This window comes from Sphingobacterium corticibacter (genome assembly GCF_003076635.1).
GTDB lineage: Bacteria > Bacteroidota > Bacteroidia > Sphingobacteriales > Sphingobacteriaceae > Sphingobacterium > Sphingobacterium corticibacter.
In genome coordinates, this window is the sequence record NZ_QDKG01000001.1 from 92272 (window position 1) to 111618 (window position 19347).

A 19347-nucleotide genomic window follows, 5' to 3' on the forward strand; every position below is an offset into this window, starting at 1 on the left:
ATTATTCTTTTTCAGAAGATTTTAAACGCAATTTCAGTAAGCTATACACACCGATGGCTGCAATACTTAACACCACGGTTTCAAACATGGTATCTATTCCCCGAAAGTCAACAAGAATCACGTTGACCACATTCTTGCCTTTGGCTAATAGGTACGCATTCTCGCCATAAAACTGACTGATGCTTTTATCAATCGGTTCATTCATTACTTTGAGCGCAATAAGCGAAAGAATGACGCCAAAACTCATCGCTACTGCAATATCTCGGTAGCGGCGTGTGGAACTTTCTAGCTTCAAGAACGGTGGTAATTTGTAAAGCACTAATACAAACAGTACGGTAGTCAACGTGTCAATCGTGAACTGCGTCATCGCCAAATCTGGTGCGCTATAGAATACAAACATCAAACAGATACAATAACCTACTACTGTCATAGCCACAACGGCCGTAAGAAGATAAGGTGTGGATAATACAATGCCCACAGCACCGATCAGTATGAGTACAACCGCTACTTCGTAAATGGAGAGCGCTGTCAAACTTGACCAATCTAACTGAATAGGGCCGCTAAGCCAAAGCTTGTAGGCCAATAAAGCCTCGGCAAATAGAATGATTTTTAAATGGTAGGAGCGCAGGTATCCATTGTGCACTACATTCGTATAGCCTTGCGACAGCTTTAGCAATCCTTGTCCGATCAGGTCAAAGAAATATTGAGGCGAGATCACATTCAAGCGTTCTAGTGCTTTTAGTTTTTTAGGATTTGGTTTGTTGGCAAGATATACCAAGGTGCCCGTTCCTAGCGTAGCCAAACTTAATATCAAAACGGTGTTGACGCCATGCCAAAGCGCTAAATGAAGATCTGTATTGCCGCCAAAAACGGCGTCTGCAGCTTGCAGCGAAAAGTAGCTTCCGGTAATGCCCGGGAGAATGCCGGCAATTAAACCTAGTGCACCCAAAATAAGTGGCGGAATCCAAAGCGCTGCGTATGGTCGGTGCGTATCTTTCAAAGAGTCTGGTAGCGCACCAAAAAAAGGTTTCAGTCCAGCCATAAAACCGGCAGCAACCAAAGCGATATTGGTGGCCACAGCCAAACTGGTTAAGATCACAGAAATTGTGCCGCCGCCTTCGAGTGTGGCCGCATAAATTAAATCCTTGCCAATAAAACCAAATGTAAGTGGTAAGCCAGCACTGGATAAAGCGGCCAAACCGCCGGCTACAGCTACCCAAGGCATTATTTTTCGTAATCCAGCGAGTTTGCTAATGTCTCTCGTGCCCGTTTCGTGATCGATAATACCCGTCACCATGAAGAGCGTGGCCTTGTACAAAGCGTGCACCAAGATGAAAACCACCACCGCAATGATAGCTTCCTTGGTCCCCAGTCCAATCAAAAAAGTTAGTACACCAAGAGCAGATATCGTAGAATACGCTAATATACCTTTCAAATCCAATCGGAAAAGTGCATGAAATGCTGCGAAAATCATGGTAAATCCGCCAACAATCATCAAAGTATAGCTCCATAATTCGGTCTGGCCTAGCACAGGATTGAAGCGAGCTAAGAGGTAAATACCAGCCTTTACCATGGTCGCCGAGTGCAGATAAGCGGAAACGGGTGTCGGCGCTTTCATCGCTCCCGGAAGCCAAAAATGAAACGGGAATTGAGCGGATTTAGTAAATGCGCCCAAGCAAATAAGTGCCAGGATTAGCGGATACAATTTGTGCCCAATGATGAGATCTCGTGCTGCTACCAAATCTGATATTTGGTATGTGCCGGCAATATTTCCCAATAGCGTTAAGCCTGCCAAAAGAAAGAATCCGCCCATTCCGGTGACGGTCAGCGCCCGCAGAGCGCTTTTGCGAGACTCATCACTGTCGTTATTAAAACCAATCAGAAAGAAGGAGCTTATACTCGTTAATTCCCAGAAGATAAATAATGAAAAAATATTGTCGGACAGTACCACGCCGAGCATGGCTGCCATAAACAGACATAGATAACCAAAAAAGCGATCAAAGTACGGATGTCCTTTGAGGTATTTGATCGCGTATAGAAATATGGCGGTACCAATTCCTGATATCAACAACGCAAAGAGAAGCGATAGACCATCCAATCGAAATGCAAAATTGATATCCATGGATGGTACCCAAGGAAGAATTTGCGTATAAATCGTTCCCGTCGACACTGCAGGGACATATTGCAGATAATAAATGAATATGATAGCAGGTACGAACGTCAGTAAAACGCTCCATCTTGTCTTAATTTTGTTGCCAAAAGGCAACATCAGCAATGCGCTGAATAATCCTAGAATTACCGTTAATAGCATGTATCCGACCTAAATTGTGATGGTTGTGGATAAAATTACTAAAAAAAGCCCGTTTTCTTGCCTTAAACGATGGGTTGTTTAACGAGAATGGCTGATTTTATTGTAAAATCAGCCATCATTAACTTTGCGTTGCTACTCTATTGTTTCAGTTGCTGAAAGCTATCGAGCAAGCGTATCAAGTACATTGTCGTGTTTTCCACGAGACTTCAGATTATTCAAAATCCGGAGGTGTTTCCATTTGTAGTTCTGCGTACTTTTTAAAGTTGTCGAGAATCGCTTGCCAGCCTGCGCGTTGCATTTCGTGATCGTTGCTATCTTCTGGGTCGAAAATGGTGGTCACCAATATCCCGTCCGAAGTTTCTGAAAAATGCGTGTTTACCTTGCGCCCATCTGTCAAGATATAGCTCAACTGTTCGGGTGCGGATACATCCGAATAAACGGCTTCAAAATCAAAGCCCATCGTGCCATCTTTTGATTCCATGCGTGTTTTGTATTCGCCGCCAGGCTGCAGATCGACGGATGCACTGGGACAAGCCCAGTCATCGGAAGCAAAATTCCATTGTACGATATGTTCTGCTTCCGTATAAAATTTCCATGCTGCTTCGAGCGTGGTGTCGATAGTTGTTGAAATGGTAGTCGGGGTTATGTTCATGATTTTTTGTGTTTAGCATCCTGTTCTTCTTTTCTAAAAAGAACGATTCGTTCGATAAGATTTAAAGGCAAGTGGTCTGCTAAAGGAAATTGCACCGAGCCCTTTCCCTGTTTGTACGCCGACAACTCTTTAGCGAAGGCTTCGTGACCAGTAGGTGTGGCGTAAAAACCGATGTGATTCTTCAAAGCCGCAAAATATACTAATGGCTTGCCATGCAGTTTGTACGCAGGCATACCATAAGAAATCTGTTCTTTTGCATCTGGAGCTATGCGTACAATGATTGCTCGAATATCTTGCAATTTTTGTTGTACTTCCTTTGGGAATGACGCGATGTAGCTATCTACATCTACCCAGTCTTTTTTTTCCATGGCAAAACGCTTAACCTTTGTAAAACACCTTAATCGAATATCATGCCTAAACTCATGCCAATTATAAATATTGGCGACGGTTGGGGAAATATTCGCTGCGCTAATCTTATCCTTCGCACATGGCTTTTAATTTCTCCAGCGCCTTTGGCCAGATTTCATTCATGTGTTCGCTATGCTCGCCGTCGTCAGTCACCTCTACACGAACGGTGGTGACGCCCTCTTTTTCTTCGAAATAGTAGTTTTCAAAAGAATTTTCCCATCCAGCAAGTTCTGGCCCTTCTGTAATTTCCTGATCACCATGCAAATAGCCGTAATGATGCATGGTGATAAATTGATGGGGGATATGCTCCACAATTTCTGCTAACACACCATGTTTTTTGCCATGCTCATCCAGCGAAGTGAACTTAATTTTGTTGCCTTTATTCCAGCCGCCTTCAAAGTCTGACGTCGGGCTAAATGGCGTGGTCCATTTCGGATAGGTTTCCTTGCCGATCATCTGATCAGCAACTAGTTCCTTAGGGGCTATAATGTCGATGTTATATTGGAGTTTTTTCATCTCTTATTCTTCTTTAGGGTTTTCAAAACAAATCATCCAACGGACACCAAATTGATCGTTTAACGAACCAAAATAGTCACCCCAAAACATATCCTCCATCGGCATTTCGACCTCACCTTCAACCGATAATTCATGGAAGAGTCGATCTGCTTCATCACGGCTATCTACGATGAGGCAGATGTAATTATTGTTGCCTGGTGTCACGGTTTGTCCAGCGCTTTTTAAGCAGTCGGAGGCCATCAGAAGTTGATTTTTGCCTAAGGGAATGGAGGCATGCATCACATAATTCTTTTCCTCTTCGGGTACATCAAAGTCGGGCACTTGGTGCATGTATTGTATGTTGAGTTCGCCACCAAAGATGGATTGGTAAAAACGAAAAGCTTCTTCCGTCTTGCCCTCAAAATTGAGATAAGGATTTGCAATCATAGTATAGTTGTTTATAAAGTGAAAACGACAATTAGTGATGCCGAAGTATAAACAAATCTAACAGATAAACTCCTGGTCGCTCTTGCCTTATGGCAAGTAATTGGCCGTTAGCCAATGTCTTTACGAATGCGGCTCAGGGAAGTGTCGGTGATGCCTAAAAAACTGGCAATTTGTTTCAACGGTGCGTGACGGATAATCTGTGGCTTGTTCGTTAAAATGTCCAAATAGCGCTCTTTGGCCGATTGAGTAATGATGTCGATGGATTTTTGTTTGAATTGAAACAATTTGTTGGTCATCCAGAGCCTTCCCCATTCGCTGAATCCCGGAATCGTATGAAATAATTCCTGAAAGATGTCATACGGGATTGTCCATCCGCAGCCGTCGGTAAGTGCTTGCAGGTCTTCTTGAAGCGGAGTTCGCTGAAATAGCGAAAGTACTTCGATGACTACCTCGTATTGCCCAAAGAAATCTGTCGTAATCTCGTCGCCGTTATAATTGTGTGTGTACGAACGAATCAGTCCGCTTTCGAGCACCAAGTATTCGTTGAGCACTTTGTCTCGCTTGTAAATCACCTCACCTTTTTTGAAGGAGCGCGGATGATGTGCGTCTATAATGCGGCGAAGATCATCCGCTGAGATCAAAGGATGTTGATAGACTTGTGACAAAATAAGCTCTTTCATAAGTTTAGCGCGTTGGAGTAGCTATGACTATACGAATATAAAGAAAGCCTGTTCAAATAAGAACAGGCTTTGCTTTCAATCAATAATTTTATGCGCTTAATCTAGCTACTTACTGACGCAGGTTACGCGTAGGAATAAATAGCATCTTTTGATTCCAATTCCGAATATCCCATCAGGTATTCATCGACTTTGCGTGCGCATTCGCGACCTTCTGATATAGCCCAAACGACTAAAGATTGTCCTCTGCGCATATCACCTGCGGCGAAATATTTAGCTTTCGAAGTTTGGTATTCACCCTCTTTGGCGTTGACATTACCGCGCTCATCATAGTTAATACCCGCTTCGTCCAACAAGCCATCATGCTGTGGATGTAAGAATCCCATCGCTAGTGTGACTAATTCACAAGGAATTTCACGCTCAGAGCCTTCTACTTCCGTGAATTTTGTAGGTCGACCAAGTGCATCGGTTTCCCATGCCAGATCTACGACTAATGCAGCGCGTAGATTACCTTGTTCGTCACCTAAGAATTCTTTAGTGCTTACGCTCCAGTGGCGCTCACATCCTTCTTCGTGCGACGTTGTTGTCTTCAACAACATCGGGTAAGATGGCCATGGCATCGCTGCAGTGCGCTCTTTCGGCGGTTGTGGCATTAGCTCGAATTGTGTGACACTTTTTGCGCCATGACGGTTGGATGTGCCCACACAATCCGATCCCGTATCACCACCACCAATGACTAATACATTTTTGCCCGTAGCGGTGATTTCTTCCACGTCAATCGGAGAGTTACCCACGCGCTTATTTTGTTGTTTCAAAAATTCCATCGCGTAGTGCACGCCTTTCAATTCTCTTCCTTTGATATTGAGGTTACGAGGAATAGTTGAGCCTCCAGATAATACCACCGCATCGTACGCGTCCAATTCCGAAGTTGGCACATTTTTGCCGACCTCCGCATTCGTGCGGAATTCGATGCCTGATTGCTGCATGATCTCTACTCGGCGATCGATGACCGATTTATCCAATTTAAAATCTGGAATACCGTAGCGTAACAAGCCGCCGACTTTATCATCACGCTCATAGACTACTACATCATGCCCAGCTTTATTGAGTTGCGCAGCAGCAGCCAATCCTGCTGGTCCACCACCTACAACCGCTACTTTTTTGCCTGTTTTCAAAAAGCTTTTGTTTGGCTTCACGTAGCCTTTTTTGAAAGCGATCTCGATGATGTGTTTCTCAATTTCTTCAATAGATACCGGTGGCTTGTTGATGCCCAATACACAGGCCGCCTCGCAAGGTGCCGGACATATTCTTCCCGTGAATTCGGGGAAGTTATTCGTGGATACCAATATTTGGTAGGCTTCTTCCCACTTGCCATCGTATACGGCATCATTGAACTCTGGGATCACATTTCCAAGCGGACAACCCGAATGGCAAAATGGAATACCACAATTCATGCATCGCGCCGCTTGTTCGTTTAGTTGCGTGTCGGAATAAGGTTGAACAAACTCTTCATAATTTTTTACGCGACTGTCTGCTTTATCCTTTTGAGGCGCAACTCTATCATATTCTAAAAATCCTGTTGGTTTTCCCATAACTTTCCTCCGCTAAGCGACCACTAATTTTTTATTTAACACATTCTTGTATTCTCTTGGGAATACTTTGATGAACTTGTATTTCTCATTTGCCCAATGTTGCAAGATATAAGCTGCTCTTGCGCTATTGGTCAGATGGATATGTTTCTTTAATAAGATGATAATCTCGTTTTCATCTTCGGTATCCAACGGATCTAGATCTACCATCTCTTGATTACAATTGTCGCGGAATGTCTCGTTGATATCGTAAATCCATGCGATACCGCCACTCATACCTGCAGCAAAGTTTCTTCCCGTAGCGCCCAAGATCAACGCTCGGCCGCCAGTCATGTATTCGCAACCGTGATCACCGATGCCTTCAACCACTGCTGTAGCGCCAGAATTTCTTACGGCGAAACGTTCACCCGCTAATCCATTGATATAGAGATGTCCGCTAGTAGCGCCATACAATGCTACGTTGCCAATAATAATATTGTTTTCTGGTACTAAAGTGCTTTCCTTAGCTGGATAAATGGCCAACTGCGCACCAGATAAACCTTTTCCGACATAATCATTGGCTTCGCCTTCTAACTCAAAGGACAATCCTTTGGTCGCAAATGCTCCGAATGACTGCCCGGCTGAACCTTCGAATTTGAAGTTGATGGTATCCTCTGGCAAGCCTTTAGAACCATATACTTTCGAGATCTCGTTGGACAACAACGTGCCAATAGTACGATCGGTATTTTTGACCTTGAAGGTGCCAAATACCGGATCTTTGAATTCAATAGCGCGCTCCGCTTGTTTCAGCAATGCCCAATCTAAGATCATACTCATGCCATGATCTTGCTCTTCGGTGTTATATAAAGAATCTTCGGCGAAATTTCTGGCTACGTGTAGAATGCCAGAGAAATCTACTTTTTGTGCTTTCCAGTGTGGAATATCTTCGCGTTTTTTCAAGAATTGTGCTTTACCAACCATTTCATTAATGGTGCGGAAGCCTAATTCAGCCATGGTTTCGCGCATTTCTTCTGCCAAGAAGTGGAATAGATGAACCACATCTTCTGGTTTACCAGAGAATAATTTGCGTAATTCTGGATCTTGCGTTGCCACGCCTACCGGACAGGTGTTCAAATGACATTTACGCATCATGATACAACCACCTGCGATCAATGCCGCCGTCGCAACGCCCCATTCTTCGGCACCTAACAAGGTAGCAATGACCAAATCACGACCTGTTTTCATTTGTCCGTCAGCCTGCAAAACGATTCGACTGCGTAGTCTGTTTTGTACGAGCGTTTGGTGTGCTTCGGCTAATCCCAATTCCCAAGGCAAACCAGCATGTTTTACCGAGCTTAGCGGTGAGGCACCCGTACCACCATCGTATCCGGCGATCAAGATCACATCGGCGTGTGCTTTAGCTACACCCGCTGCAATCGTACCTACACCCGCTTTAGAAACCAATTTTACGTTGATTCTAGCGGCACGGTTGGCATTTTTCAAGTCAAATATTAGCTGCGCTAAATCTTCGATTGAGTAAATGTCATGGTGTGGAGGCGGAGAGATCAGTCCAACGCCAGGTGTTGAGTGACGCGTTTTAGCAATCCAATCATCTACTTTATGGCCTGGTAGCTGTCCACCTTCTCCGGGTTTCGCACCTTGGGCCATTTTGATCTGAATTTCATCTGCTTGCGTCAAGTAGTTGGAAGTAACCCCAAAGCGAGCTGAAGCCACTTGTTTGATCGCGGAGCGCATCGAATCACCATTCTCCAAAGGTGTGTAACGAATTTCGTCTTCTCCACCTTCACCGGTGTTCGATTTGCCGCCAACGCGGTTCATGGCGATCGCTAAGGTGCTGTGTGCTTCGTGCGAAATCGAGCCGAAAGACATCGCACCTGTAGCAAACCTTTTTAAGATCTCGCTAGCTGGTTCTACTTCCTCCAATGGCACTGGCGTACGGTGTTTGGCGAAGTCGAGCAAACCACGCAGCGTAAACATACGCTCTTGCTGATTATTGATCAGTGAAGCATATTTTTTGTACGATTGATAGTCGTTGTTGCGACAAGCTTGCTGCAATAAGTGAACGGTTTGTGGGTTCCACAAGTGGCCTTCGCCACGACGTTTCCATTGGTAGATTCCGCCTTCTGGCAAGATTTCTTTTGGTACGCGACCGGTCTCAAAGCTCTTGGCATGTTTGGCTAACGCTTCGCGTGCAATATCGTCTAATGTCAATCCGCCGATGCGTGATACCGAACCGCAGAAATATGTATCTACCACTTGCTTGTCTATTCCCAAGATCTCAAAGATCTGCGCTCCATGATAGGATTGTAGCGTCGAGATTCCCATTTTAGAAAAGATCTTCAATAAGCCAGCACATACTGCCTTCACGTAGTTTTTCCGTAACTCATCCCATGAAAGATCGGTGTCCAATTGCTTTTCTTCTTTCATCGTACGGATGCTGGCCAAGGCCATGTACGGATTGATCGCCGTAGCTCCAAACGCCAACAAACAGGCAAAATGGTGAACTTCCCATGCATCACCCGCTTCGACTACCAAGCCAACCGCACCACGATTACCTGTTTTGATCAGGTGATGATGTACAGCAGAAACGGCCAAGATAGATGGAATAGCAGCGTGCTGCGAATCAATCGCACGATCGGATAAAATGATGACTTCAAAACCATCTTTTACGGCATCATCTGCGTAGCGACACAAGCGTTCAATACCTGCTTCCAAAGAACCAGGTTGTCCATCGGCTTTGAAATACGTTTGCAAGGTTTTCGCCTGGAATACGCCAGTATCGATAGAGCGTAATTTTTCTAATTCGCTCGATGTGATGATCGGGTGCTCTAATACGACACAGTGACAGAATTTTTTGTCTTCGATCAAAATGTTTCCTGCATTACCGATAAATGTAGCCAGACTCATCACCAAACGCTCGCGAATAGGATCGATAGGTGGATTGGTTACTTGCGCAAAGAATTGCTTGAAATAACTCGATAAATGTTGTGGTTGATCGGATAGTACTGCCAAAGGTACATCGGTACCCATAGAACCAATCGGCTCATAGCCGGTCAGCGCCATCGGTGCGATGATGGTTTCTAGGTCCTCGCGGGTGTATCCAAACGATTGTTGGTATTTAAATACCGATTCTTTTGATAGATAAGTGAAGGTAACGCGCGGTTCAGCCAATTCCTTCAACTTGATTTTATAGTTGTCCAACCATTCTCCATAGGGTTGTTGGCGGATTAATTCTCCTTTTACTTCTTCGTCTGTGCGTACACGGCCTGCTTCCATATCCACCACGAAGATCTTTCCAGGCTGTTGTCTGCCTTTTTCGATAATCAATTCTTCTGGAATTGGTAAAGCACCTGCTTCTGAAGAAGCAACCACACGATCATCTGAAGTGATTGCATAGCGCAATGGACGCAGTCCGTTGCGGTCTAAGGTTGCACCAATGATTTTTCCGTCCGTGAAACAAAGTGCTGCTGGGCCATCCCAAGGCTCCATTAAGGTCGCGTGATATTCATAAAATGCGCGTTTCAACGGATCCATCTGCGTGTTACCATCCCAAGCTTCTGGGACGAGCATCAACATCACATGTGGCAGACTACGGCCTGAATGTAGCAGTAACTCCACCACATTGTCCAAACATGCAGAATCTGATTGGCCTTTATCTACTACTGGAAGAAGAATGTCCATCTCTTCTTTGGTGAAATACGGAGAAGATAATGCTCTTGCACCCGCGTAAAACCAGTTCAAGTTACCTGTTAAGGTATTGATCTCTCCATTGTGAGCCATCATGCGGAACGGCTGCGCCAATGCCCAAGATGGGAAGGTATTCGTAGAGAAACGAGAGTGAACTAAGCCGAAAGCAGAGGTCACGCGCGAATCGCGTAAATCGTTGTAGTACGTGCCTACTTGATAGGTGGTCAACTGTCCTTTGTAAATGATGGTTTTACAAGACAAAGATGCAAAATATAAGGGTAGGGGATATTCTTGGTGTTCTTTTACTTTCTGTACGATCAGGCGACGAAGAACGTATAGTTTTCTTTCGAAATCTTCTGTGTTTTTGATGCCTTCGGGGCGAGAAACGAAAAATTGTACAATCTCTGGCTCTGCACTTAATGCGGTTGGGCCAATGCCTTCGCGATTGACAGGCACATCACGAAATCCTAGGAAATCCATGCCGCGATCTTTCGTTGCTTCTTCGATAAGTGATCGGCAAAGTGCGTTCAATTCTTGTTCTTTTGGCAAGAATACCATACCGGTGCCATAGTAGCCCGGTTCTTGCAGTTGTATGCCCAGATTAATACATTCTTCCCACAAAAACTCATGTGGCAATTGAATCATAATCCCTGCACCATCACCACTCTCTGGATCACAACCACAGGCACCGCGATGCTCCATGTTTTCTAACATGGTCAATGCATCAGCCACTTGATTATGTGATTTTACCCCTTTTATATGTGCAACAAATCCTACACCACAGGCATCATGTTCAAACTCCGGATTGTATAATCCGGCTGCCTGCAAACTATCGTACATCATACTTCCTCTATTATTTAGTTTGCTAATATAATAATAAATACAATACGGTTTTAATTAATTTTCATTTTTTAGCTTATTATTTTGATACAAATTTAAACTTGAGCTGATTATATCGTATTATTTGTATTTTATGCTTGATTTGTTGTCAATATTGAAATGTTGACAAATCTTATTCTCCTCCTCATAATACGAGCCATATTCGAGCCAAACAAAGTAGATCAGGGAGATTTTAAGTAGCGATTAGCTTTTCGTCAAAAAAGGCTACCTTTGTTAGAAAGGATTTACCATCTAAATTTTTAATAGATCATGACGAAAAACAGAGGTCCTATTTCTCAATTTATTGAGAAAAACTACCTTCACTTCAATGCTGCAGCGTTAGTAGATGCAGCAAAAGGCTACGAAACGCATTTGGACGAAGGTGGAAAGATGTTGGTTTCATTGGCTGGCGCGATGAGTACAGCAGAGTTGGGTATTTCTCTGGCGGAGATGATTCGCCAAGATAAAGTTGCCATTATTTCATGTACAGGTGCTAACCTAGAAGAGGATGTAATGAATTTAGTGGCACATTCGCACTATAAGCGTGTGCCTAACTACCGCGATCTTACTCCGCAAGATGAGTGGGATTTGTTGGAGAATCACTATAACCGTGTAACAGATACTTGTATCCCAGAGGAAGAAGCTTTCCGTCGTTTGCAATCACATTTAGAGGCTGCTTGGAAGAAAGCCGAAGCCGCTGGCGAGCGCTATTTCCCACACGAGTTTTTGTATCAAGTAGTTCGCTCTGGTGAGCTCGAACAGTATTACGAGATTGATCCTAAAAACTCGTGGATCTTGGCTGCTGCGGAAAAAAATATTCCTATTGTGGTACCAGGTTGGGAAGATTCTACCACAGGTAATATCTTCGCTTCTTACGTGATCAAGGGACAATTACAAGCATCAACCGTGAAATCAGGTATTGAATACATGGTCTACTTGACCGAATGGTATCGCGAGAATTCTGGCGGCAAAGGAGTTGGTTTCTTCCAGATTGGTGGTGGTATTGCGGGTGATTTCCCGATCTGTGTGGTGCCAATGATGTACCAAGATTTGGAATGGCATGATGTGCCTTTCTGGTCTTACTTCTGCCAGATTTCAGATTCTACGACTTCTTATGGATCGTATTCTGGTGCTGTTCCCAACGAAAAAATTACTTGGGGTAAACTAGATATCAACACGCCAAAATTCATTGTAGAGTCGGATGCTACAATTGTAGCACCGTTAATCTTTGCTTGGATCTTAGGTCAATAAAATACGATGTCCAACCTGCTGACAAATCACCCCATTGCGCTCAACGCGCTGATGAACGAAACGCTGTTCTCTGCGGATTTTACCGTTGATGACCAACCTTCGAATAGTTTTCAGCAGGCGCAAGCACAATCATTGATTACTCCTCCGGACAATGACGTCACCACGGCGCGCAGTCCGGAGGAGTTTATCTACCAAGGGTCGATAGAGAAACGAATTCTATTTATCCTACGTTATCCAGACTTTGATTATTTCTCTCCAGGTGCATTGGATGCTTTCGAGAAAATCCTAGCGGCAGTTGGCCTTACGGTAGCTGATGTGGCGGTGGTCAACTTAGCCAATACGCATAATCCCAACGATTTTAAGCGAATTATGCAATTCTTCCAGCCGACTCGTATTACGTTGCTCGGTGTAGAGCCGGCTTCTTTAGTGTTGCCGCCAATTCCGCACAACGAATATATGAGAGGCAAGGTGGCTACCGTATTCAATACGTATAGTTTTGAGGAGATGTTTGCTAATGTAGAGAAGAAGAAAGCCTTCTGGCTTGAGTTCAAAAAATTTATTACAAATGATTAAACTGGTATTTGCGACCAACAATGCTCACAAGTTGGAAGAAGTAAAAGCGATGTTGGGCGCAGAGTTTGATTTGCTATCCTTGGCAGACATTGGTTGCACGGCAGACATACCGGAAACGGGTGATACCTTTGAACACAATGCGCAGCAAAAAAGCGATTATGTGGTGAACCATTTCCAGATGGACTGCTTTGCGGATGATTCGGGTTTAGAAATTGATGCGCTGGACGGCGAACCCGGCGTGTATTCTGCGCATTATAGCGGTACGCGCGATATGGATACAAATATTGCTTTGGTACTACAAAAGCTAGGTGACAATCCTGATCGTACGGCTCGTTTTCGGACGGTCATCTCACTTAGTATAGGCGGTGAACAGCATTTCTTTGATGGATCGGTGGAAGGACATATCATTGCGAATGAGCGCGGTGGAGCGGGCTTCGGCTATGATCCAATCTTTATACCGCAAGGATATGAACAGACTTTTGCAGAGATGACCGCGGAGCAGAAGAATAAAATTAGTCATCGTGCGGTAGCAGTGGAGAAATTAGTGGCGTTTCTGCGCGGTCAATAAAAATCGCTATTCTACGTTTCTTTATTAGGTAAGCGCCAACTTAGATGGAAATACGACAGTTTGAGCCGCTAAAACTTCCTTCTGCTCTATAGCCTCAAATAAAATTTCGGCCGCCCTTAATCCTTGTTTTCTAGGATATTGCTCGATGCTCCCCATGGGGGGATTGTCAATGTATTCCCATCCAGGATAGTTTGCAAAACTGATGAAAAAGAAATCCTGATTTAAAACTAGGCCTTTGGTTCTCAAATAGCGCATAACATCCAGCGTCACCATATCATTAAAAGCAATTACTGCCGAAGGTCTATCTGGAAGATTAATCAGTGTTTCCATCGCTTGCTCATTACTGTCGGCAAAAAGATCGGTACTTACGATGTAGTTCTTATTCAGCGGTAGATTATGTTGCTTCATAGCATCTTGAAAGCTGCTCAGTCTCTCTTGTGAAGCAATCATTGTGTCAGGTCCGTTTATCAAGGCTATATTCTGATGTCCTCGATTTACAAATGCTTCGATAGCTTCTCTCATCCCAGTAGAAAGATCGCTAAAAACCCGATGCACATCAGTACGCTTAGGTACACGATCAAAGAAAACTACCGGAATCTTCGCTTGACGTAATGTGTCTATAAAAGTAAAATCTGTGGTGCTTTTACTCAAAGAAATTAGTACGCCATCAACTCGATGTCTTTTAAAAGTCTGAATGATTTTTAGTTCTCGCATTTCATCATCAAATGATTGACTTAAAATTACGGTGTAATCTTTTTCGTTAGCATACTGTTCTATCGATCCAATCGCATCTGCAAAGAAAGGTTCTGCTAAATAGGGTACTATAACACCGATCGTAAAGGTTTTTCGCTGTTTAAAAAAGATGGCTGTTTGGTTCGGTTCATATTGAAGCTCTTTAGCCATTTGCTTTACGCGTTCGGTGGTGATCAAACCGATACTCGGATGATTATTTAAAGCTCTAGATACGGTCGAGGTCGAAATCTTCAGTTTACGTGCTATCTCCTTAATTGTTGCAGGTTTGTCTGTTTGCATTTGCTCTTAGTTAAAAAGATTTACCTGCCTTTTATTAGTTCACGAGGTGTCCGTTCATGTAGGTTTCGTATTATCTGAGTCTGCGTCATATTATCGGTAGTCTTATTACGGACGCCACGGGCTTGCGTATTTGCCTGCGTTGGATATCTATTATTCACAATGTGATAGAGAGCTGTTGCGATCATAGATTCTCTTGGATCTCCAAAGTTGTACAACACATTATCTTGAACAGGGTTTGGGTTAGTTGCCGGTATGCCATCCCAATAATCCGTGTAATTAAGCGCGTTTATAATTTTAAATGAGGCTGCCCAAAGATCTACTCTATTCATGATTTTTTGAGGGAAAAAACCCATAGGCTTACCATAAGTACTTGGGATGGTGGCGCCTGATTTGACGGCTTGCAGAGTTCCAATGATCTCCATCCTACGTGAAGCCATATCATTATTTCCTTTTGGATTGTAGTACGCCATAAGTGCGCTGATAACCAACTCGCTGGCCGAAGCGGTATTGTGGCCGATCAGTATATAGAGTTTTCGTGGATTAAGGGTAGTACTTTTTATGAAACTAACATCGTCAAACTCTCCGGCATATCGGCCCATACGCAGATTCGGATTTGTATCAGATTTATACATCAATTTTTGATTACCCTCGTTATTGATGAGGTGATTGGCTAAATATTCTGCTGCATGGACATAGCCACCTGTGTTGTATCGAAGATCTACAATGATATCCTCTACTTGCTCTCGCTGGAAGTTTGCAAAAACTCCATCTAACTTAGACTTGAAGACCGCTCCAGATGTTCCATTAGTTTGCTCGAATGAAGTAAGGGCAAAGTATCCGATTTTCTTTCCTTGTAAGGTATATATGGTGTCAACCGCTAATGGATCAATATCATAATTGCCGTACTGCAAATCATATTTCAGTGATACGCCCGCTCGCTCTATCTCTATGTTAAAAGCAGGACTTAGAAGTGCCTGTTCGACCAAAGTTATTGCTCGTTGGTCAAGGATGATGTTATCGTCCGATATCGGAACATTCAGATTACGATTTTCATTGATGCCAACAATCTTATCTCCCCGTCTTATTCCTGCTCGAGATGCAGGAGAGCCACCTTCTACCATGCTGATATAAATATATCCGATGGTGTCATTGTTGATGCGCGCTACCGTTTCAAATATGCCGTATCCGTCAGATTTATCTGCGCGCAAACTACTGCTACTAAGAGAAGATGTTGCTACAAAAGAGAACCGATCAATAGATGTATTATTATAGCCCGCGTATACAGGTGTTTGATTCTTCAAAAGGCTAAGAGCAAGTCTTGCATTACTCATGAAATCGACACTTTTTGGGATATTTTGGTCGGTAAACGTGCTAATAGGATTATAGGTCGTTATAGCACTGCTCCAATACGATTGCTCTTTGTAATAATAATATACACTATCTGCAACCAGCTGTTCAATAGAGCGATTGGCGCTAGGTTCAATAGGACTTACAGGATCAATCTGTTTCTTGCACGAAACTAGTGATCCTAAAAACAACGCAAAAATTAGTGTGCAGAAGATGTGGCGACATGGTCTTATCACGGATGTGTATTTGAGATACACAAGCTGTTTGGTACTTTTCAGAACCTTTGTTTCAACACCTGAGTACATCTTTTCTTTCTTGCAAGATATAATAGACAATCTTGAGAAGACAGGTGCCGCGATTTGGTGTAAGGCGATTTTCATCACAATATCTGTATATATTAGGCGTAAGCGGCAAGGTAGGATTCACGCTATCGGATATACTGTATCGCTGCTGCATCCAGACCAAACTCATTTGCAATATAAGAAAAAGGGTCTATTTTTCTGAAAACCAATTCATCTGTGAAGTAAATTTTTATTTTCTGATCCCAGCCAGCCCAATCTATGTGCTTTAGTTTGTTTAATTGTAACACAGGGTTTCCCGCTGTCAAAATGGCAAACTGTTTTCCAGAATCTGTTAATGCACGAAAACTTTCTTTGGTTTCCTCGAATAATAAGAGTTTTAACGGTAGGTGTGCGTTGGCTTGCAAGCGTTCAAAATTTTCAACGTAATTGTCTAACAAGCCAAATTCCTTTTGCGTTGCCTGTAGCAGTCCGGTGGTGTTATCGGCTTCGAAACGCTCCTTCATAAATTGCGTGATGGCTGCCGCAATGGGTTTAGATTCGGTAAATTCTACAAACTGACCGAATAGATAATAGATTTGTAATACGTAATCACGCTTGGGATACAAGACATCATCCACCTCAAATAAATAGAGCTGCTTATCTGCTGCAGGAGTTATGATTTTCATAGATACGAGTTAGATGATGACTGGAAGCCAATTATTACCTACGATAGCATACACCCCATTTTCTATAGCATCAGGTGATTGACTTTCGTCTAACAACGATTTGCTATGATGTATAATTTGCAAGGATATGTCGGATGTAACTTGCTTCGCGACTTCTTGTTGCGGAGTCAGCAAAGGAAAAAGGACGCTAATACCATATTCTTCAAACAGAATGGTCGATCTACTTAAAACTTCGATTTCAGCTTCTCCCAGCGGAAGAACAGTGTCAATTCCTTGATCCAAACACAGTTTGAGCATCTCGTGTGCAAAAACGGGGTTGGCGGGGTTAGGTATGGATTTGTACGTGTTGGCTAAAACCGACGGAACTTCTTCATTAGTCGCCAGAATCAGTTGATGTTGCGTGCTTAATAATTTGGCAATGCGCTGTGCAATGGGTCTTGTGCCGTAGGTGAGTAAAATGGTAGACATAACTGTTTTTTATTCGTAGATCAATCCATCGCGCATGTGGATCGTGCGGTCGGAAATACTGGCCAATTCTTCGTTGTGCGTCACGATGATAAAGGTTTGCTGCATGCTATCGCGAAGATCAAAGAAAAGACGGTGCAAAGAGGCTGCATTTTCGGAATCGAGATTACCCGACGGCTCATCGGCTAATATGATGGCTGGGTTATTAATCAACGCTCTCGCTACCGATATACGCTGTTGCTCACCTCCAGACAATGCGCCCGGTTTGTGTCCGGCACGATCGGCTACACCGAGTCGTTCGAGTAGTTCCATTGCCCGTTTCTCCACCATTTTTTGCGGAGCTCCCGCAATATATCCCGGAATTGACACATTTTCTAATGCCGTAAATTCTGGAAGGAGATGGTGAAACTGAAATACAAATCCGATGTTGCGGTTGCGGAAATCGCTTAGTTTTTTCTCATTTAGTTTGTCGAGCTCTTGCCCATTGAGGGAGAGCCTGCCTTTATCTGGCCTGTCTAGCGTTCCAATAATATGCAACAGTGTGCTTTTACCGGCTCCAGAAGCGCCCACAATTGATACGACTTCTCCCTTGTCGACTTCAAGGCTTACACCTTTCAATATTTGGAGCTCGCCATACGTCTTAAAAATGTCTTTGGCCTGTAGTATCATAGAGCGAAGTTACACAAAATAGCTAGATTATGATTCGGTATTTAGCTTGTCAAAATTGTCGTTTACATAACAATAACTTGCCCCTTACAAATAAAAAAACTACTTTTACTGGAAATATTGAATCAATGAATATTCACGAATATCAAGGAAAAGAAATACTTAAAAGTTTCGGAGTACGCATACAAGAAGGTATTGTAGCCGAAACCCCTGAGCAAGCCTTAGATGCTGCAAAGAGATTGAAAGAAGAGTATAATTCGGACTGGGTGGTTGTCAAAGCCCAAATTCATGCCGGTGGCCGCGGAAAAGGTGGTGGTGTGAAATTGGCTAAAAACCACGATGAGGTCGTGCAACGTGCTACGGATATCATCGGTATGCAGTTAGTAACTCCTCAAACAGGCCCAGAAGGTAAAAAAGTAAACAAAGTGCTTGTTGCACAAGATGTGTACTACCCCGGAGAAAGTGAAACTAAAGAGTTCTATATGTCCGTGCTTTTGGATCGTGCTTCTGGTCGCAATATGATCATGTACTCTACCGAAGGTGGAATGGATATTGAAGAAGTGGCTGAAAAAACACCACACCTAATCTTCAAAGAAGAAATTGATCCTAAAGTAGGCTTGCAAGGATTTCAAGCTCGCAAAATTGCTTTCAATTTAGGCTTATCGGGTGCTGCGCAAAAAGACATGATCAAATTCGTAGCAGCATTGTACAAAGCATATGATGCTATCGATGCATCTATGTTCGAAATCAATCCTGTACTAAAAACATCTGATGACAAAATATTAGCGGTAGATGCCAAAGTAAATTTGGATGAAAACGCCCTATACCGTCATGCTGACATCGCTGCTTTGCGCGATCTTTCAGAAGAAGATCCAACCGAAGTAGAAGCTGGTAAATCAAACCTGAACTACGTGAAATTAGATGGTAACGTAGGTTGTATGGTAAATGGTGCTGGTTTGGCGATGGCTACTATGGATATCATTAAATTAGCAGGTGGTGAGCCAGCTAACTTTTTGGATGTTGGTGGTACTGCAAATGCAGAAACTGTAAAAGCTGGATTCAATATCATCTTGCAAGACCCAAATGTAAAAGCGATTTTAATCAACATTTTTGGTGGTATCGTTCGTTGTGACCGTGTTGCTCAAGGTGTGATTGATGCTTACCAAGAAATTGGAAATATTCCAGTGCCAATCATCGTTCGTCTTCAAGGTACGAATGCAGAAGAAGCTAAAAAACTAATCGACGGATCTGGTTTGAAAGTATACTCTGCAATCGCATTGAAAGAAGCGGCAGATTTAGTATCTGAAGTATTAGGCGGTTAAGGTTTTAACTT

General features: G+C 43.3%; 17 protein-coding genes. 4 read left to right on the top strand and 13 right to left on the bottom strand.

Features of this window, described 5'->3' with window-relative positions:
• Window position 1: 1 nt before the first annotated feature.
• From DC487_RS00395 to gltB, 8 genes are all read right to left on the bottom strand, one after another.
• Window positions 2-2311, bottom strand: a complete 2310-nt coding sequence (locus DC487_RS00395; protein ID WP_116773965.1) for a putative monovalent cation/H+ antiporter subunit A — start codon at window positions 2309-2311, stop codon at window positions 2-4.
• A gap of 211 nt (window positions 2312-2522) precedes the next feature.
• On the bottom strand, window positions 2523-2963 hold the full coding sequence (locus tag DC487_RS00400) for an SRPBCC domain-containing protein (RefSeq protein WP_116773966.1): 441 nt from the start codon (window positions 2961-2963) through the stop codon (window positions 2523-2525).
• On the bottom strand, window positions 2960-3331 hold the full coding sequence (locus tag DC487_RS00405) for an iron chaperone (RefSeq protein WP_116773967.1): 372 nt from the start codon (window positions 3329-3331) through the stop codon (window positions 2960-2962). Before DC487_RS00405 ends, DC487_RS00400 begins: the two co-directional genes overlap by 4 nt.
• A gap of 106 nt (window positions 3332-3437) precedes the next feature.
• A complete protein-coding gene (locus DC487_RS00410; protein WP_116773968.1) occupies window positions 3438-3887 on the bottom strand; it encodes an SRPBCC domain-containing protein in 450 nt (149 codons plus the stop codon).
• A gap of 3 nt (window positions 3888-3890) precedes the next feature.
• Window positions 3891-4313: a VOC family protein gene (locus DC487_RS00415; protein ID WP_116773969.1), complete on the bottom strand. Its 423-nt coding sequence runs from the start codon at window positions 4311-4313 to the stop codon at window positions 3891-3893.
• Window positions 4314-4420: 107 nt separating this feature from the next.
• Entirely contained in the window at window positions 4421-4993 is a 573-nt protein-coding gene (locus DC487_RS00420; protein ID WP_116773970.1) for a Crp/Fnr family transcriptional regulator, read from the bottom strand.
• 122 nt (window positions 4994-5115) lie between these two features.
• Window positions 5116-6582 carry a glutamate synthase subunit beta gene (locus DC487_RS00425; protein ID WP_116773971.1) on the bottom strand — a complete coding sequence of 489 codons (1467 nt, stop codon included), beginning with the start codon at window positions 6580-6582 and terminating at the stop codon, window positions 5116-5118.
• A 12-nt stretch (window positions 6583-6594) separates the two neighbouring features.
• Window positions 6595-11109, bottom strand: coding sequence for a glutamate synthase large subunit (gene gltB / locus DC487_RS00430; RefSeq protein ID WP_116773972.1), 4515 nt, complete (start codon window positions 11107-11109; stop codon window positions 6595-6597).
• Between the two features lie 306 nt (window positions 11110-11415).
• Here gltB and DC487_RS00435 point away from each other — a divergent pair, with 306 nt between their 5' ends.
• The 3 genes from DC487_RS00435 to DC487_RS00445 are packed head-to-tail and all read left to right on the top strand — an operon-like array spanning window position 11416 to window position 13537.
• Window positions 11416-12396, top strand: coding sequence for a deoxyhypusine synthase family protein (locus tag DC487_RS00435; RefSeq protein ID WP_116773973.1), 981 nt, complete (start codon window positions 11416-11418; stop codon window positions 12394-12396).
• Window positions 12397-12402: 6 nt separating this feature from the next.
• On the top strand, window positions 12403-12969 hold the full coding sequence (locus tag DC487_RS00440; RefSeq protein WP_116773974.1) for a hypothetical protein: 567 nt from the start codon (window positions 12403-12405) through the stop codon (window positions 12967-12969).
• The gene (locus tag DC487_RS00445; RefSeq protein ID WP_116773975.1) at window positions 12962-13537 is read left to right on the top strand and encodes a non-canonical purine NTP diphosphatase; all 576 of its coding nucleotides are present in this window, start codon (window positions 12962-12964) and stop codon (window positions 13535-13537) included. Before DC487_RS00440 ends, DC487_RS00445 begins: the two co-directional genes overlap by 8 nt.
• 24 nt (window positions 13538-13561) lie before the next feature.
• Here the strand turns inward: DC487_RS00445 and DC487_RS00450 are convergent, their stop codons facing one another.
• The 5 genes from DC487_RS00450 to DC487_RS00470 are packed head-to-tail and all read right to left on the bottom strand — an operon-like array spanning window position 13562 to window position 18017.
• Window positions 13562-14569, bottom strand: a complete 1008-nt coding sequence (locus DC487_RS00450; protein ID WP_116773976.1) for a LacI family DNA-binding transcriptional regulator — start codon at window positions 14567-14569, stop codon at window positions 13562-13564.
• Between the two features lie 20 nt (window positions 14570-14589).
• On the bottom strand, window positions 14590-16296 hold the full coding sequence (locus tag DC487_RS00455; RefSeq protein ID WP_116773977.1) for a S41 family peptidase: 1707 nt from the start codon (window positions 16294-16296) through the stop codon (window positions 14590-14592).
• Between the two features lie 47 nt (window positions 16297-16343).
• Window positions 16344-16883 (bottom strand): HAD family hydrolase, encoded by a 540-nt coding sequence (locus DC487_RS00460; protein WP_116773978.1) that lies wholly within the window; start codon window positions 16881-16883, stop codon window positions 16344-16346.
• A 9-nt stretch (window positions 16884-16892) separates the two neighbouring features.
• On the bottom strand, window positions 16893-17351 hold the full coding sequence (locus DC487_RS00465; protein WP_116773979.1) for a hypothetical protein: 459 nt from the start codon (window positions 17349-17351) through the stop codon (window positions 16893-16895).
• A 9-nt stretch (window positions 17352-17360) separates the two neighbouring features.
• Window positions 17361-18017 (bottom strand): ABC transporter ATP-binding protein, encoded by a 657-nt coding sequence (locus tag DC487_RS00470; RefSeq protein WP_116773980.1) that lies wholly within the window; start codon window positions 18015-18017, stop codon window positions 17361-17363.
• 125 nt (window positions 18018-18142) lie between these two features.
• On the opposite strand from DC487_RS00470, the gene sucC reads away from it, so the two are divergent.
• A complete protein-coding gene (gene sucC, locus DC487_RS00475; RefSeq protein ID WP_116773981.1) occupies window positions 18143-19336 on the top strand; it encodes an ADP-forming succinate--CoA ligase subunit beta in 1194 nt (397 codons plus the stop codon).
• The last annotated feature ends 11 nt before the right edge of the window (window positions 19337-19347 follow it).